This window comes from Methylobacterium sp. J-059 (assembly GCF_022829485.1).
Taxonomy (GTDB): Bacteria; Pseudomonadota; Alphaproteobacteria; order Rhizobiales; family Beijerinckiaceae; genus Methylobacterium.
The window spans coordinates 63475-78809 of record NZ_JAKSYA010000138.1 but is presented as its reverse complement, the minus strand read 5'-3'; the positions used below and the strand labels follow the sequence as shown (position 1 = coordinate 78809).

The following is a 15335-nucleotide window of genomic DNA, read 5'->3' as shown; positions in this document are numbered from 1 at the left end:
GGTGACGGGTGCCGCGGCGCCGGCCGACCGTTTCCCCGTGCCGGGTCGCCCGCCATGCTGCCTGATGGTCTCTGAATCCAAGGCTCCGCAAGACGCGGGCGATCGTGCCAAGCTCGTCGCCAACGAGAGCGCCAAGCTCACCGCGACCTACGTGAACGGCGTCGCCATCGCGATCCTGGCCGTGGGCGGCCTTGCACCTGTCTTCTCCGGGCGGCTCGCCGGCATCGACTTCGGAGCTGCGCTCCTGGGCGCCAACCTTCTCCTTTGCGCGATGACGAGTGCGGCCCTACATTGGCTCGGACGCAGAATTCTCAGGACCCTCCGATGAGCGATCCGCATGTTCTGTTGATGTTCGCCTTTCCGATTTGCGGATTGATGCTCGGCCTCTGGGCGTTTTGGCTGACGCGGCGAGCGCACGACTAGACTGCACGACGAGACGGGTCGCGGGACGACGCGGCTTGGCGCCGGCCGCCGTCCCTGTGGAAACCGATGAAAGCGGGGACGATCGGGCCGATTCGACGGTTCGTTGCCGGCAAAGTCTTGAACGCCCTAAGCCGTTTACCCGCCGAGCTTTTTTCCGATGTATCGAAGAAGCATCCAGCACCTGCCGGGGGGCAGCGTCGATGCGGTTCGATATCACCGAGGATCCGAGCGGCCTTTGGCTGTGGACGCTGGTCGACGACCGCAACGGACCGGTGGTGTGCTCGCCCGTCCGGTTCCGGACCCAGGTCCAGGCCTATGCCGACGTCGCCGCCTTCAAGGCGATGGTGTCGGGCGCCGGCGTGCTGGTCGGGCGCGGCCCGAAGCGCCGCAACTCCGGTGACGGCGGCGGTCAGCTCGGCCTGCTCTGAGCGTCACGACGGCCCCAGCGCCGCGCCGAACGCGCGCAGGTTGCTCCGCATCATGTCGAGATAGGTCGATGCCGGGCCGGCCGCCCCGGACAGCGCGTCGGAATAGACCTTGTCGCCGATCCGCGCGCCGCTCTCGCGCGACACCTGCTGCATCAGGCGCGGGTCGGCGATGGTCTCGATGAACACCGCCGGCACCTTGTCCTGGCGGACCTGCCGGATGATCCGGGCGACGTCCTGCGGGCTCGCCTCGCTGTCGGTCGAGACCCCCTGCGGCGCCAGGAAGGTCAGGCCGTAGGCGGCGCTGAAGTAGCCGAAGGCGTCGTGCGTGGTGATGACCTTGCGGTGCTCGGGGGGAATCCTGGCGAGCGTCGCGCGGATCTCGGCGTCGACCGCGTCGAGCCGGGCGAGATAGGCCTCGGCGTTGCGGGCGTAGTCGGCGGCATGGCCCGGATCGACCCTCGCCAGGCCATCGCGGATGTTGGCGACGTAGACCATGGCGTTCGGGATGCTCTGCCAGGCATGCGGGTCGGGGCTCGACGCCGGGTCGTGGCCGCCCGCGCCGCCGTGGTGATGGTCGTGCCGGCCGGGAATCGTCGCAACCCCGGCCGAGGCGACGACGACGGGCGCCTTCGAGCCGGAGGCGCGGATCAGCCGGTCGAGCCAGCCCTCGAAGCCCAGGCCGTTGACGAACACGATGTCGGCGGCGGCCAGCGTCCGCGAATCGCCGGGCGCCGGGCTGTAGCCGTGGGCATCCGCATCGGGCCCGACGAGGGTGGTCACCGCGACGGCGTCTCCGCCGACCTGCCGCACGAGGTCGCCGAGGATCGAGAAGGTCGCCACCGCCCGCACGCGGTCCGCCGCGAAGGCCGGAAGCGATGCGGCGTGCAGGCACAGCGCCAGGGCCGTCGCTCGGAGGAGGCCGAGTCGCGTCGTGGTCCGGGTCGCCATCGTCGAGCACTCCTCGCAGCCGTCCGGCGTGCTGATAGTGTAATAGTGTTACATCGCCAAGCCGCGCGCGGCGACATACCGCCGAAACACGGATGCGGTGTGATCGGTGCGGCAGCGGGACGGCCGGTCGGCTCGGCCGCGCTGCGGATCCGGCGGCACCCGATCCGGGCTCGCCGCGGAAGGAAGGGAGACCGAGATGGTCGGACGTGTGATCAAGGGTGCCCTCGTCGCCGGCCTCGCCGGCCTTGCCCTGGCCGGCGCGGTCGCGGCGCGCGACGGCGAGGACGGCCCGCCCCGCCGCTGGGGCGGCCATTGGAGCCGGCTCTCCCCCGAGGACCGCGCGGCCTTCGCCGACGCCCGCATCGCGGCGCTCCATGCAGGCCTGCGCCTCAACGCCGACCAGGAGAAGCTGTGGCCGCCGGTCGAGACGGCGATGCGCGACCTCGCCCGCCAGCGCCGCGAGCGCATGGCCGCGATGCGCGATCGCAAGCGCATGGACGAGGACGCGCCGGCGGCGTTGCGCGCCATGGCGGATGCCGCCACCGCCCGCGGCGCGGCTTTGGGCAAGCTCGCCGACGCCTCGGGGCCGCTCTACGCCACCCTCGACCCCGACCAGAAGCGCCGGGCGATGATCCTGGCCGGGCCGATGGGCGGCCATCGGCACCGCCACGGCGGCCGTGGCGAGGACGGCGGCGAGGGCGAGCAAGGCCCCCGCGACGGGCGCTGACGCAGGCGGCGCTTGATCCGCGGCGGCCGGGGCGGCACACCCGCGCCACCGCCGCCTCGGGCGACGGTGGGCCGGCGCCCTTCGCCCGGACGATCTCGGAACCCGCGATGGCGCGCCTGAAGGGCGACACGATCCCCCTGCTCCGCCGGCTCTGGCGCGAGTGGCTGTCGCCGCACCGGGGCACGCTGGCCGTGGTGCTGGTGCTCATCGCCCTGGTCGGCGCCTCGACCGGCCTGTACCCGGCGCTGATCAAGGGCGCGTTCGACGCCTTCGACCGCAAGGATGCGGGCGCGCTGGCCTACGGCCCGCTGATCGTCATCGTCGTCACCTCGGTGCGCGGCTTCGCGCTGTTCGGCCAGACGGTGCTGACCAACCGCGTCGTGACCCGGGTCGAGGCCGACATGCAGGCCGCGCTCTACGGGCACCTGATCGACGCCGACCTGGCGCAGCTCGGGCGCGAGAGCCCGGCCGCCTTCACCCAGCGCTTCACCACCGACTTCGCCTTCATCAAGGAGGCGCTGACCCGGATCTCGACCGTGCTGCTGCGCGACGTCGCCATGCTCGTCGGCCTCGTCGCGGCGCTGATCTGGATGGATCCGGTGCTGACGCTGGTGGCCGCGGTCACCGTGCCCTTCGTCGCCGGGCCGATCGGGCGGATCGGCAAGAAGCTCAGGCGCGTCTCCACCACCACCCAGGAGCAGATGGGTGCCACCGCCAGCCTGATTTCCGAGAGCCTCCAGGGGGTGCGCATCGCAAAAACCTACGCGATGGAGGGCTACCTCAAGGGCCGCGCGGCCGACGCGCTCGACTCGGTCCGGCGACTGAAGATGAAGGCCGCCAACGCCCGCGGGCGCCTCGACCCGCTGCTCGAGGTCGGCGGCGGGTTCGCCGTGGCGGCGGTGCTGATGCTGGTCGGCCAGCGGGTGATGGCGGGCGAGCGCACGGTGGGCGACTTCACCGGCTACGTCGCCGCGCTCCTGCTCGCCGCCCAGCCGGCCCGCGCGCTCGGCACCCTCAACGCGATCCTGCAGGAGGCGGCCGCCGCGCTGACCCGCTACTTCGCGCTGATGGACGAGGCGCCGACGATCCGGGAGGCGCCCGCCGCCGTCGCGCTGAGGCGGGGACCGGGCGAGATCGCCTACCGGAACCTGCACTTCCGCTACCGGCCGGACGCGCCGGCGCTGGAGGGCATCGACCTCGTCGTGCCGGCCGGCTCGACCACGGCGCTGGTCGGCCGCTCGGGCTCGGGCAAGTCCTCGCTGCTGAACCTCGTGCCCCGCCTCTACGACGCCACCGCCGGAACGGTGGCCATCGACGGGCAGGACGTGCGCGGGGTGACGCTGGCGTCGCTGCGCGCGGCCGTCGCGGTGGTGTCGCAGGAGGTGGTGCTGTTCGACGACACCATCGCCGCCAATATCGGCTTCGGCCGGCCCGGCGCCACGATGCCCGAAATCGTCGCCGCCGCGGAGGCCGCCGCCGCCCACGGCTTCGTCGCGCGGCTGCCCGAGGGCTACGACTTCCGCGTCGGGCCCGCCGGCGGGCGGCTCTCGGGCGGCGAGCGCCAACGCATCTCGCTCGCCCGCGCCTTCCTCAAGGACGCGCCGATCCTGCTCCTCGACGAGGCGACCTCGGCCCTCGACTCGGAATCCGAGCGCCTGGTGCAGGACGCGCTGACCCGGCTGATGAAGGGCCGCACCACCCTGGTCATCGCCCACCGGCTCTCGACCGTGCGCGAGGCCGACCTGATCGTGGTGATGGAGGCCGGCCGCGTCGTCGAGACCGGGCGGCACGAGGCCCTGATCGCCCAGGGCGGAGCCTATGCCCGCCTGCACCGGATGCAGCTTTCGGACGACCCGGCATCGGCGCCGGTGTCGTGAGCCGAATCGGGTCTCGCGCGTAATCCCCGCGTCACGGGACGGGAACGGGCGATGACGGGCGAGACCTTCGGACGGACGGCGGACGGGGAGACGGTGACGCGCTTCACCCTGGTGCGCGGGCCGCTGCGCGTGCAGGTGCTCGATTACGGCGGGATCGTCACCGCGATCGAGACGCCGGATCGCGGGGGGCGCGTCGGCAGCGTCGTGCTCGGCCTCGATACGGTGGCGGGCTACGAGACCAAAAGCCCGCATTTCGGCGGCCTGATCGGGCGCTTCGCCAACCGCATCGCCAAGGGGCGCTTCACGGTCGACGGCCACGCTTACGCCCTGCCGATCAACGAGCCGCCGAACGCGATGCATGGCGGGCCGCGCGGCTTCGACCGGCGGATGTGGCGCGTCGAATCGGTCGATGACGCGCACCTGACGCTCGCGCGCCGCTCGCCCGACGGCGAGGAGGGATTTCCGGGCAACCTCGACGTCGCGGTGACCTACGGCCTGCCCGAGGACGGGACGCTGCGGATCGACTACCGCGCGCATACCGATCGCCCGACCGTGCTCAACCTGACGAACCACGGCTACTTCAACCTGGCGGGCGAAGGCGCCGGCGACGTCATGGGTCACGTCGTCACGATCCCGGCCGACGCGGTGCTGGAGACCGACGCGACGCAGGTGCCCACCGGCACGCTGCGGCCGGTGGCCGGCACGGCGTTCGACTTCCGCACCGGCATGGCGCTCGGCCGGCGCATCCGCGACGGCGATCCGCAGCTCGCGTTCGCCAAGGGCTACGACCACTGCTTCGTCCTCCGCGATGCGGACGGAAGGCTGCGGCCGGCGGCGACCTGCATCGAGCCGGGGAGCGGGCGCCGCCTCGACGTGGCGACGACGCTGCCGGGCCTGCAGCTCTACACCGGCAACAACCTCGACGGGACGCTGATCGGCCCGAGCGGCCGGATCTACCGCTCGGGCGACGCGGTCTGCTTCGAGACGCAGGCCTTCCCCGACGCCCCGAACCACCCCGGCTTCCCGCCCGCGGTGCTGCGGCCCGGCGAGCATTTCACGTCGGCGACGACCTACCGGTTCTCGCTCGCCTGATCGGCGTCCGCCCGCGCCGCCCGGCGTGCGGCGACCGCGTCGGCGAGCAGGCACAGGATCTCGAAGGCGAGCTGGCCGCCGGTGAGCGCGGTGAGCCCCGACGGGTCGAGGGGCGGCGCCACCTCCACGAGGTCGGCGCCGACGAGGTCGAGGCCGCGCAGGCTGCGCAGCAGGGCCAGCGCCTCGCGGGTGGTCAGCCCGCCGATCTCCGGCGTGCCGGTGCCGGGCGCATAGGCCGGGTCGAGGCTGTCGATGTCGAAGCTGAGATAGGTCGGGCCGCGGCCGGCGATGGCGCGGGCCTCGGCCGCGACCTCCGGCATGCCGCGGCCGGCGGCCTCCTCCATGGTGATGACGCGGATGCCCCGGGCGCAGGCCCAGTCGCGCTCGTCCGCCGTATCCATGCTGCCGCGGATGCCGATCTGCACGCAGCGCCGCGGATCGAGCACGCCGTCCTCCACCGCGCGGCGGAACGGGGTTCCGTGGGTGAGCCGGGTGCCGCCGTACTGCGCGTCGTCGGTGTCGCTGTGGGCGTCGATGTGCACGAGGCCGAGCGGTTGGTCGCGCCCGAGCGCCCGGAGGATCGGATAGCTGATCAGGTGGTCGCCGCCGACGCCGAGCGGCACGATGCCGGCCGCTCTGAGGCCGCCCATGAACGCCTCGATCCGCCGGCAGGTCTCGCCGGCGTCGATCGGGTTCACCGGCACGTCGCCGAGGTCGGCGCAGGCCGCCAGCGCGTAGGGCGCGAGCCCGCTGGCATGGTTGATCGCCCGCGTGCCGGTCGAGGCCTCGCGCACGCCGCGCGGGCCGAGGCGGGTGCCCGGCCGGTTCGTGGTCGCCCCGTCGAACGGGATGCCGACGAGGCCGATCTCGACGCCCTCGGCGCCTCGCGGATCGCGGCAGGGCAGCCGCATGAAGCTCGCCACGCCGGCAAAGCGCGGCGTCTCCATGCCGGAGGCCGGACGGAACGCCGCGATGCGAGCCGCATCCGCCTCGCTCACCCTGTGCACCACGCTGGTCCCTCCCCGGATCGCCCGGTATCATCCCGGGCCAGCCCGGCGCGATCAAGCCGGATGCGCCGATCCGCGTTGACGACGCGGCGTCCCGTGGCTATAGAGCCGGCTCTGCCGAGGGCCCGTGCGGTTGCACGCGTCGTCGGCTTCGCCATTCGCCACACCCAGCGCAGACCGATCCGAGGCTCCCCGAGCTCGAAGGTCCCCGCCCTTTGATACGAGGATGCCCATGGCCAACACCGTGTCGGCCAAGAAAATGACCCGCAAGATCGCCAAGCGCACGGCGATCAACCGCTCGCGCCGCTCTCGGATGCGTACCTTCGTCCGCAAGGTCGAGGAGGCCATCGCCGCGGGCGTGCAGTCCGACGCCCTCAGCGCGCTCCGCGCCGCCGAGCCGGAGATCATGCGGGCCGCCCAGAGCGGCATCGTTCACAAGAACAACGCCTCGCGCAAGGTTTCGCGCCTCGCCGCCCGCGTGAAGGCCCTGGCCGCCGCCGCCTGAGCGCGGCCGCGGTCGGCACCGCCGACGCGCCATCAGGTCCCGATACGAAAAAGCCCGGCCTTCGCGCCGGGCTTTTTCGTGTGCCCGAGCCATCGCGGCCATGTCCTCATTCTTCGGGACGGCGACCGCGCTCGACGTGAGGCGCGCACCCTCCGCGATCGCCCTCCCCCGAAGCGGGCTGCCGCATCAACCCATCTTGCGTACGATGGCAGCCGGTGAGCCTTCGAAGGCCCGCGCGGCCCCCTCCCCCGTCCGGGAGAGGGTCGGGGTAGGGGTGAGACCTGCCCGGACTGTCCCCTAACTCTGCCCCCTTGACCCTGTCCCCCTGCCGAACGGGAGAGGGCACCGGCGCCGCGCCGGCACGACGCCGTCGTTCAGTCGCCGTCGCGGGGTCGAGCAACGCGGAAATCCGGGCGCCAGCCTGGGCGATGCGGACCGATCGTTGCCCGCGACACCGCCGTCGAGACGCGCTCCGGAAGCGCCTGAGGGCGCGGTCGATGTTCGCGCCTTGTCCGCGCTTGGCGCGTGACGAAGCGTTAACCCATTTTCAAAAATCCATTTCGTTGCGGAGTCTTCGGGGCGGGTGTAGCTTAACAAAACCTCACCACGCCCCAGCAAACCCACAGCATCTCCGCCACCAAGCCGAATCATGCGTCGAATCAAAGCCGTATCGTGTGTCGCTTCGACTCCGCTCGACTCGCCGAAGTGGCGGTCAAGGCTTTCCCCGCAAGTCCCACTGTTAAAACTACCGTAGGCAATTGTTGATAGGCTCTTCAAATCGACCAGCAGCGTCGTCGGACGGGTTGACTCCCTCCGATTTTTGCGCCCCGCCCGTGTTCACGGGGTGTTCCAGTGTGCGTGCGTACGCCCCGTCGGCGGGTCTCCCGTCCTCGGTGCGAGGAGAGTGTCAGTGATGCATGTCGACGAGAGCGTGTCGGGCGGCGGCGGAAGCGGCGGAGGAAACGGGTCCACGGAGGCCGCGGCAGCCTGGGGACGGGTGAAGCGCCGCCTGCGGGCCGAGCTCGGCGAGGACGTGTTCGCGAGCTGGTTCGCCCGCCTGGAGCTGGATTGCGTCGTCGGCGGCACCGCCCGCCTCACCGTGCCGACCCGGTTCCTGAAGAGCTGGATCGAGTCGCACTACCTCGACCGGGTGCTGAACACCTTCAAGGCCGAGGTCGAAGAGATCGGCCGCATCGAGGTCGGCGTGCGCGGCACTACCGCCCCCGTCCGCCCGGTGGCGCCCGGCGCCCCGAAGCCCGGCCCGACCAGCGGCCCGCTCGCCCGCCTCCACGCCGCCGGCACGCCCGCCCCGATGCCGACGACCCCGGCGCCCGACATGCGCGCCGAGATCGCCGGCGAGCTCAACGGCGCGCCCCTCGACGCGCGGCTCACCTTCGCGAACTTCCTGCTCGGCCGCTCGAACTCCCTGGCGCATGCCGCCGCCGACCGCGTCGCCCGCCACGACGGCGAGGGTGCGCTCTACAACCCGCTCTACTTCCATGCCGGCGTCGGCCTGGGAAAGACCCACCTGCTGCACGGCATCGGCCACGCCGCCCGCGAGGCCGGCCGCCGGGTGATCTACCTCACGGCCGACCGCTTCATGTACGGCTTCGTCAACGCCCTGAAGACCCAGAACGCGCTCGCCTTCAAGGAGCGCCTGCGCGGCATCGACCTGCTGATCCTCGACGACGTGCAGTTCATCCAGGGCAAGTCGATCCAGGCCGAGTTCGGCCACACCATCAACGCGCTGATCGATGCCGGCCGCCAGGTCGTCGTCGCCTCCGACCGGCCGCCGACGGAGCTGGAGGCGCTCGACGAGCGCGTCCGCTCGCGCTTGGCCGGCGGCCTCGTGGTCGAGATCGGGATGCTGGACGAGCAGCTGCGCGCCTCGATCCTTTCCGCGCGGCTCGCCGCCGTGCGGGTGGCGCATCCGAGCTTCGAGGTCTCGCCGGCGGTGGCGACCTACGTGGCCCGCGCGATCACGGCCAACGGCCGCGACCTCGAGGGCGCCGTGAACCGCCTGCTGGCCCATGCCACGCTCACCGGCACCGCCGTGACCATGGAGACGGCCGAGACCGCGATCCGCGACCTCGTGAAGAACCGCGAGCCGAAGCGGATCAAGATCGAGGACATCCAGAAGCTCGTCGCCTCGCGCTACAACGTCTCGCGCTCCGACATCCTCAGCGAGCGCCGCACCGCCGCGGTGGTGAAGCCGCGCCAGATCGCGATGTACCTGTCGAAGGTGCTGACCCTGCGCTCGCTGCCCGAGATCGGCCGCCGCTTCGGGGGGCGCGACCACACCACGGTGCTCCACGCCGTGCGCAAGATCGAGAAGCTGATCGGCGAGGACGCGGTTCTCGGCGACGAGGTCGAGCTCCTGAAGCGCATGCTGCAGGATTGATCCTGCTCCGTCCCTCCCCTCTCGCGGGGCGGGACGCGCGGGGCGGGTCGTCGGCCCGTCCCGCCCCCGATCGCCCTGTGCGAGGGACGAATCGCGCCCTTGCCTTCGCGGCGCCGCTTCGCCAAGCTGAACGGCCAAACTCCGAACCCGCCGGCCGCGGCGGCGTTCGAGCACGGTCCTTCGAGCATTCAGAGTACTGCGATGAGAGTCACTGTCGAGCGTGCGGCCCTCCTACGGTCGCTCGGCCACGTGCACCGCGTCGTGGAGCGGCGCAACACGATCCCGATCCTGTCGAACGTGCTGCTGCGTGCCACCGACGGCGGCCTCCAGCTGCGGGCGACCGACCTCGACATCGAGGTGACCGAGACCGTGCCGGCCGACGTCTCGGATCCGGGTGCCACCACCGTGCCGGCCCACGTGATCTACGACATCGTGCGCAAGCTCCCCGAGGGCGCGCAGGTCTCGCTCGAGACCGGCGGCGAGTCCGGCCAGATGACGATCCGCTCCGGCCGCTCGCGCTTCGCGCTCGGCGCCCTGCCGGAAGGCGACTTCCCGGACCTCGCCGCGGGCGAGCTGCCGCACAGCTTCGGCATCGCGGCCGCCGACCTCAAGCGCCTGATCGAGAAGACCCAGTTCGCGATCTCGACCGAGGAGACGCGCTACTACCTCAACGGCATCTATCTCCACACCATCGAGGCGGAGGGGCTGAAGCTGCGCGCGGTCGCCACCGACGGTCACCGGCTCGCCCGCGTCGAGATCGACGCGCCGGAGGGCAGCGCCGGCATGCTGGGCATCATCGTGCCGCGCAAGGCGGTCGCCGAGATCCAGAAGCTCGTCGACGACGGCGGCGACAGCGTCGCCATCGACCTCTCGCCCGCCAAGATCCGCCTGCGCTTCGCCTCCGGCGTGACGCTGATCTCCAAGCTGATCGACGGCACCTTCCCCGACTACCAGCGCGTCATCCCGGCCGGAAACGACAAGCGCCTCACCGTCGAGCGCGAATCCTTCGCGCGGGCGGTGGACCGGGTCTCGACGATCTCGTCGGAGCGCGGCCGGGCGGTGAAGCTCGGCCTGCAGGAGGGCCGCCTCTCGCTCTCGGTCAACAACCCGGATTCGGGCAGCGCGACGGAGGAGCTCGACGTCGACTACGAGGCCGCCGGCCTCGATATCGGCTTCAATGCCCGCTACCTCCTCGACATCACCGGCCAGCTCGAGGGCGACACCGCCCTGTTCAAGCTCGCCGACCCGGGCTCCCCGACCCTGATCCAGGACCGCGAGGGCGCCTCGGCGCTGTACGTGCTGATGCCGATGCGGGTGTGAGCGAGGCACCGGTTTCGCACTCGGGTGGGCCATCGAACGAGACGGATGATGCGGATGTGCAGCGCCTCACCCACCTGACCGCCCGCGACTTCCGCAACCACGCCGATCTCGACCTACCGCTGTCGGACCGCTTCGTCGCGCTCGTCGGCGAGAACGGGGCCGGCAAGACCAACATCCTGGAGGCGATCTCGCTGTTCGCGCCCGGCCGCGGACTGCGGCGGGCCGAGTTCTCGGCGATGGCGCGCAAGGACGGCCCCGGCGGGTTCGCCGTCTCGGTGACGCTGGCGCGCGACGGGGCGGAGCACCGCCTCGGGACCGGATGCGAGCCGCCGGGCTTCGACGGGCGCGTCAGCCGGCTCTGCCGGATCGACGGGGCCGGCGCGCCCTCCCCGGTCGCCTTCTCGGAGTTCCTGCGCGTGGTCTGGCTGACGCCGGACCTCGACGGGCTGTTCCGCGGGCCGGGCGGCGACCGCCGCCGCTTCCTCGACCGGCTCGTGCTCGCGGTCGATTCCGGCCACGGCGCCCGCGTCTCGGCGATGGAGCGGGCGCTGCGCTCGCGCAACCGCCTGCTGGAGGAGCGCCCGAACGACGGCCGCTGGCTTGACGCGATCGAGCGCGAGGTCGCCGAGCTCGGCGTCGCCGTCGCGCTCGCCCGCCGCGAGACCACCGAGCGGCTGGATCGCCTGATCCACGAGACCCGCGACGACGCGCAGCCGTTTCCCTGGGCGGCCCTGCGCCTGGAGGGCGACCTCGACGACCTCGTCGCGGTCTGGCCGGCGCTCGAGGCGGAGGACCGCTTCCGCCTCGCCCTCGCCCGGGGGCGCCCGCGCGACCGCGCCGCCGGGCGCACGCTGTCGGGCCCCCAGACCAGCGACCTCGTGGTCCGCCACGGCCCGAAGGATGTGCCGGCCGCCACCGCCTCGACCGGCGAGCAGAAGGCGCTGCTGATCGGCCTCGTGCTCGCCCATGCCAAGCTGGTGCGGGCGATGAGCGGGATCGCGCCGCTGATCCTCCTCGACGAGGTCGCCGCCCACCTCGACCCCCGCCGCCGCGCCGGCCTGTTCGCGGCGCTCGACGCGTTGCCGGGGCAGGTGTTCATGACCGGGGCCGACGCGGCGATGTTCGCCGAGCTCGGCGGGCGGGCCGATGTGATCGGCATCGCCGACGGGCGCATCGCGCGGCCCTGATCTCGACCCTCGTGACCACGATGCCGCTGTCTAGCCTCGCCTTCTTCGCCGCCGTCTATGCCATCGCCGTCGCCGCGCCCGGCCCAGGCATCGCCGCGCTCGTGGCGCGGGTGCTGGCCCGGGGGACGCCGGGGATCATCGGCTTCGCGGCGGGGTTCGTCGCGGGCGATCTCGTCGGGTTCTCGCTGACGGTGGCGGGTCTTGCCATGGTGGCGCAGACCTTCGCGATCGGATTCGTCGTCCTGAAATACGCCGGCGCGATCTATCTCGCGTATCTCGCCCTGGGGAGCCTAGACCGCCCGCACCGACGCGGTCGAAGCCGCGCCCATGGCCGGACACGGCGCCGTTCGCCTGTTTCTCGGCGGACTGACCCTCACTTTCGGCAACCCGAAGGTGATCCTGTTCTTCCTGGCCCTGCTGCCGACTGTCGTCGACCTCGATCATCTCACGCCGCTGGGCATCGCGGAGATCGCGGCGACGATCGTCGTCGTGCTGAGTGCGGTGCTGGCAACCTATGTGCTCGCCGCGGCCCGCGCGCGCCGGGTCTTCACGTCGTCTCGCGCCCGTCGCGCGATCAATCGTGGGGCCGGAACGGTCATGGCCGGCGCCGCCGTCGCCATCGTCGCGCGCTGACCCTCAAGCCATCGCCGAGCGAATGTCGGTCTGCGGAAAGTCGTCGCCGACGAAGAGCAGGGGAACGTCGTGGACCTGGGCGCAGGCATAGGCGAAGCAGTCGCCCAGATTGAGCTGTGCCGGATGCCCGCGGCCCTTGCCGTAGCGTGCATGCGCGGCGAGGGCTTCGTGGCTTTCCGCCGCGGCGATCGGCACCAATCGGATGCCGGCGGCCAGGAGGAACCGTTCGATCTGCGATTCGGAGTTCGCGACGTCCTGACTCAACTTTCGCGAGAGGGCCATGACGGTCTCGAAGACGGCAAGCGCCGAGGTGATCGGTGCTTCGGCTTGGTCGAGGCACCGGATCAACGCCGCCGCTGGCGGCTCTGCGCTCATGATCGCGACCATGGCAGAGGCATCGACGAACATCACTCGTCGTTCAGGCCGTCGTAGAAGGCCTTGTCGGCCTCCAGACCCGTTCGCGGTACGGCGGCGATCTCATCGAGCAGGGGCCGCAACCGTTCGGCCAGCGGTAGGGCGCGATCCCGCCGCTCCAGTTCGTTGGCCAGCGCGATCTTCACCGCCTCGGTCTTGCTGACCCGGGCGAGGGCCGCCAGTTTGTCGGCGAGGCGGTTCACCTCCTCGCTTCGGATGTTCAGCGGCATCGCGCGCCTCCGTGTAGACAATCTGCTGTTAGTGTATACGCACCCCGGCGGCAAGCCGTGGTTTCACCTGGGACAGGCATGACCTCACGACTCGACGATGCGCGGCGCGCCCTCAAGACCACCTTCGGCTACGACGATTTCCGACCCGGCCAGGACGAGGTGATCGAGGCGGTGCTCTCGGGCGCGGACGTGTTCGCGGTGATGCCGACGGGCTCGGGCAAGTCGATGACCTACCAGCTGCCGGCGCTGGTGGAGGATTCGCTCACCGTCGTGGTCTCGCCGCTGATCGCGCTGATGCACGACCAGGTGCAGCAGATGCGCGGCTTCGGCGTCGCGGCAGCGACCCTGAACTCGTCGGTGGCCGAATCTGTCTCGCGCGAGATCTGGCGGATGATCCGCGCGAACGAGCTGCGGCTGCTCTTCGTCTCGCCCGAGCGCCTGCTGATGGACGGCTGCATGGACGCGCTGCGCGGCGCGGGCGTCCGCCGGCTCGCGGTCGACGAGGCGCATTGCGTCTCGCAATGGGGCCACGACTTCCGCCCCGAATATCGCGCGCTGTCCCGCGCCCGTGAGGCGCTCGGCGACGTCCAGACCGTGGCGCTGACGGCCACCGCCGACAAGGCGACGCGGGCCGAGATCGCCGAGCGCCTGTTTCCCCAAGGGCGCGACCTCAAGACCTTCGTCCACTCCTTCGACCGGCCGAACATCGGCCTGACCTTCGCCGCCAAGGACAACCCGACCCGGCAGATCGAGCGCTTCCTCAAGCACCGCCGCTCCGAGAGCGGGATCATCTACTGCTCGTCGCGCAAGCGCACCGAGCAGCTGGCCGAGAGCCTGAAGAAGGACGGCTTCAACGCGTATCCCTACCATGCCGGGCTCGACCAGGGCACGCGCATGCGCAACCAGGACACCTTCCTGCAGGAGGACGGCGTCGTGATGACCGCGACGGTGGCCTTCGGCATGGGCATCAACAAGCCCGACGTGCGCTTCGTCTGCCACGCCGACATGCCGGGCAACGTCGAGGGCTACTACCAGGAGATCGGCCGCGCCGGCCGCGACGGGCTGCCCGCCGACACGCTGACTCTCTACGGCCTCGACGACATGGCCCTGCGCCGCCGCCAGATCGACGAGAAGGAGGTGCCGGACGAGCGCCGCCGCGTCGAGCGGCGCAAGCTCGAGGCGATGATCGCGCTGTGCGAAGGCGCGGCCTGCCGCCGGCAATCGCTGCTCGCCTACTTCGACGAGGCCAGCGGCCATTGCGGCCGGTGCGACCTCTGCCGCGGCGGCGTCACGCTCGTCGACGGCACGGTCCCGGCCCAGAAGATCCTCTCGGCGATCGTGCGCACCGGGCAGCGCTACGGCGCGGCCTATGTCTGCGACGTCGTCCACGGCAAGGTGAGCGAGCCGATCCGCCGCAACGGCCACGAGCAGCTCAAGACCTTCGGCGTCGGCGCCGACAAGCCGGTCGCCGCCTGGCGCGCGATCCTGCGCCAGCTCTTCGCCGCCGGCGCGGTGGCCGAGAACACCGACGGCTACGGCGGCCTCACCATGACCGACAAGGGCGAGGCGATCCTGTTCGGCCGCGAGCCGGTGCAGCTCCGCCCCGACCCGGAGCCGAAATCGGCCGAGCCGCGCGAGCGCCGCCGCGCGGGCGCCGTGCGCGACGCCGGCTCGGACGACCTGAGCCCGGCCGACGAGGCCCTGTTCCAGCACCTGCGCGGCCTGCGCGCCACCATCGCGCGCGCCGACAACATCGCCGCCTTCATGGTGTTTCCTGATCGGACGCTGATCGAGATGGCCAAGGGCAAGCCGGTGGATCTCTACGCGCTGCGCACCGTCCACGGCGTCGGCGAGCGCAAGCGCGAGGCCTACGGCGAAAGGTTCGTCGCCGCGATCGCCGAGTTCCTGGCGCATCCCCCGGCGGCGTGACGGGCGGAGCCGGCATCGGCGACGTCTCAGCTTGTAGGCTCGCTCGACAAGCTTCTCGCGACCCACGCCAGACGTGCGGAGAGCCGTGGGCGCTCCTCCGACGCAGCCATCCGTGGTGGTCGAGCAAACGCAATTCCGCGCGGGAAGCGAACCTTGACCGCGAGAAGGCGTCCTACGGCATCGCCGTGGCCCACTGCCGGGTGTTTGCGGTTGA

The 15335-nt window shown here is 71.6% G+C and carries 15 protein-coding genes and 1 pseudogene; 12 read left to right on the top strand and 4 right to left on the bottom strand.

The annotated features are described in order from the left end of the window. Positions 1-64: 64 nt before the first annotated feature. Both MKK55_RS20550 and MKK55_RS20545 read left to right on the top strand, forming a co-directional pair. Positions 65-328 carry an amino acid transporter protein gene (locus MKK55_RS20550; RefSeq protein ID WP_147726410.1) on the top strand — a complete coding sequence of 88 codons (264 nt, stop codon included), beginning with the start codon at positions 65-67 and terminating at the stop codon, positions 326-328. Positions 329-623: 295 nt separating this feature from the next. After that, positions 624-851, top strand: coding sequence for a hypothetical protein (locus tag MKK55_RS20545; RefSeq protein WP_147726402.1), 228 nt, complete (start codon positions 624-626; stop codon positions 849-851). A gap of 3 nt (positions 852-854) precedes the next feature. On the opposite strand, the gene MKK55_RS20540 is transcribed toward MKK55_RS20545, so the two are convergent. Next, positions 855-1799, bottom strand: a complete 945-nt coding sequence (locus tag MKK55_RS20540) for a metal ABC transporter substrate-binding protein (protein ID WP_243937390.1) — start codon at positions 1797-1799, stop codon at positions 855-857. A gap of 196 nt (positions 1800-1995) precedes the next feature. Here MKK55_RS20540 and MKK55_RS20535 point away from each other — a divergent pair, with 196 nt between their 5' ends. The 3 genes from MKK55_RS20535 (at position 1996) to MKK55_RS20525 (ending at position 5495) form a co-directional block, all read left to right on the top strand. Continuing rightward, the gene (locus MKK55_RS20535; protein ID WP_243934581.1) at positions 1996-2526 is read left to right on the top strand and encodes a Spy/CpxP family protein refolding chaperone; all 531 of its coding nucleotides are present in this window, start codon (positions 1996-1998) and stop codon (positions 2524-2526) included. A gap of 107 nt (positions 2527-2633) precedes the next feature. Next, the gene (locus MKK55_RS20530; RefSeq protein WP_243937387.1) at positions 2634-4403 is read left to right on the top strand and encodes an ABC transporter ATP-binding protein; all 1770 of its coding nucleotides are present in this window, start codon (positions 2634-2636) and stop codon (positions 4401-4403) included. A 51-nt stretch (positions 4404-4454) separates the two neighbouring features. Further along, positions 4455-5495, top strand: coding sequence for an aldose epimerase family protein (locus tag MKK55_RS20525; RefSeq protein ID WP_243937386.1), 1041 nt, complete (start codon positions 4455-4457; stop codon positions 5493-5495). Here MKK55_RS20525 and speB read toward each other — a convergent pair. Next, complete coding sequence (gene speB, locus MKK55_RS20520; protein ID WP_243937425.1) at positions 5474-6442, bottom strand: agmatinase; 969 nt, start codon at positions 6440-6442, stop codon at positions 5474-5476. The two genes, MKK55_RS20525 and speB, sit on opposite strands and share 22 nt — an antisense overlap. A gap of 292 nt (positions 6443-6734) precedes the next feature. Between speB and rpsT the strand changes: the two genes are divergently transcribed. The 6 genes and pseudogenes from rpsT to MKK55_RS29090 all read left to right on the top strand — a co-directional run bounded on the left by rpsT (position 6735) and on the right by MKK55_RS29090 (position 12548). Next, the gene (rpsT, locus tag MKK55_RS20515; RefSeq protein ID WP_147728871.1) at positions 6735-7007 is read left to right on the top strand and encodes a 30S ribosomal protein S20; all 273 of its coding nucleotides are present in this window, start codon (positions 6735-6737) and stop codon (positions 7005-7007) included. A 913-nt stretch (positions 7008-7920) separates the two neighbouring features. Further along, a complete protein-coding gene (gene dnaA / locus MKK55_RS20510) occupies positions 7921-9408 on the top strand; it encodes a chromosomal replication initiator protein DnaA (RefSeq protein WP_243937385.1) in 1488 nt (495 codons plus the stop codon). A gap of 201 nt (positions 9409-9609) precedes the next feature. Further along, a complete protein-coding gene (gene dnaN / locus MKK55_RS20505) occupies positions 9610-10728 on the top strand; it encodes a DNA polymerase III subunit beta (protein WP_243937384.1) in 1119 nt (372 codons plus the stop codon). Positions 10729-10784: 56 nt separating this feature from the next. Further along, complete coding sequence (gene recF / locus MKK55_RS20500; protein ID WP_243937383.1) at positions 10785-11915, top strand: DNA replication/repair protein RecF; 1131 nt, start codon at positions 10785-10787, stop codon at positions 11913-11915. Positions 11916-11935: 20 nt separating this feature from the next. After that, positions 11936-12154: pseudogene (locus MKK55_RS29095) on the top strand (LysE family translocator); the annotation flags it as partial. An 88-nt stretch (positions 12155-12242) separates the two neighbouring features. After that, on the top strand, positions 12243-12548 hold the full coding sequence (locus tag MKK55_RS29090) for a LysE family translocator (protein ID WP_279596296.1): 306 nt from the start codon (positions 12243-12245) through the stop codon (positions 12546-12548). Between the two features lie 3 nt (positions 12549-12551). Here the strand turns inward: MKK55_RS29090 and MKK55_RS20490 are convergent, their stop codons facing one another. Together MKK55_RS20490 and MKK55_RS20485 are read right to left on the bottom strand one after the other, a co-directional pair. Beyond that, on the bottom strand, positions 12552-12956 hold the full coding sequence (locus MKK55_RS20490) for a type II toxin-antitoxin system VapC family toxin (RefSeq protein WP_147729276.1): 405 nt from the start codon (positions 12954-12956) through the stop codon (positions 12552-12554). Then, a complete protein-coding gene (locus tag MKK55_RS20485) occupies positions 12956-13192 on the bottom strand; it encodes a type II toxin-antitoxin system VapB family antitoxin (protein WP_147729277.1) in 237 nt (78 codons plus the stop codon). Before MKK55_RS20485 ends, MKK55_RS20490 begins: the two co-directional genes overlap by 1 nt. A gap of 78 nt (positions 13193-13270) precedes the next feature. Here MKK55_RS20485 and recQ point away from each other — a divergent pair, with 78 nt between their 5' ends. After that, positions 13271-15121: a DNA helicase RecQ gene (gene recQ / locus MKK55_RS20480; RefSeq protein WP_243937382.1), complete on the top strand. Its 1851-nt coding sequence runs from the start codon at positions 13271-13273 to the stop codon at positions 15119-15121. Positions 15122-15335: the final 214 nt, after the last annotated feature.

Bases quoted from the DNA above. Each gene is read 5' to 3' on its own strand.
- MKK55_RS20550 (WP_147726410.1), top strand. From the start codon at position 65: ATGGTCTCTGAATCCAAGGCTCCGCAAGACGCGGGCGATCGTGCCAAG.
- MKK55_RS20545 (WP_147726402.1), top strand. From the start codon at position 624: ATGCGGTTCGATATCACCGAGGATCCGAGCGGCCTTTGGCTGTGGACG.
- MKK55_RS20540 (WP_243937390.1), bottom strand. From the start codon at position 1,799: ATGGCGACCCGGACCACGACGCGACTCGGCCTCCTCCGAGCGACGGCC.
- MKK55_RS20535 (WP_243934581.1), top strand. From the start codon at position 1,996: ATGGTCGGACGTGTGATCAAGGGTGCCCTCGTCGCCGGCCTCGCCGGC.
- MKK55_RS20530 (WP_243937387.1), top strand. From the start codon at position 2,634: ATGGCGCGCCTGAAGGGCGACACGATCCCCCTGCTCCGCCGGCTCTGG.
- MKK55_RS20525 (WP_243937386.1), top strand. From the start codon at position 4,455: ATGACGGGCGAGACCTTCGGACGGACGGCGGACGGGGAGACGGTGACG.
- speB (WP_243937425.1), bottom strand. From the start codon at position 6,442: ATGGAGACGCCGCGCTTTGCCGGCGTGGCGAGCTTCATGCGGCTGCCC.
- rpsT (WP_147728871.1), top strand. From the start codon at position 6,735: ATGGCCAACACCGTGTCGGCCAAGAAAATGACCCGCAAGATCGCCAAG.
- dnaA (WP_243937385.1), top strand. From the start codon at position 7,921: ATGCATGTCGACGAGAGCGTGTCGGGCGGCGGCGGAAGCGGCGGAGGA.
- dnaN (WP_243937384.1), top strand. From the start codon at position 9,610: ATGAGAGTCACTGTCGAGCGTGCGGCCCTCCTACGGTCGCTCGGCCAC.
- MKK55_RS29090 (WP_279596296.1), top strand. From the start codon at position 12,243: ATGGCCGGACACGGCGCCGTTCGCCTGTTTCTCGGCGGACTGACCCTC.
- MKK55_RS20490 (WP_147729276.1), bottom strand. From the start codon at position 12,956: ATGTTCGTCGATGCCTCTGCCATGGTCGCGATCATGAGCGCAGAGCCG.
- MKK55_RS20485 (WP_147729277.1), bottom strand. From the start codon at position 13,192: ATGCCGCTGAACATCCGAAGCGAGGAGGTGAACCGCCTCGCCGACAAA.
- recQ (WP_243937382.1), top strand. From the start codon at position 13,271: ATGACCTCACGACTCGACGATGCGCGGCGCGCCCTCAAGACCACCTTC.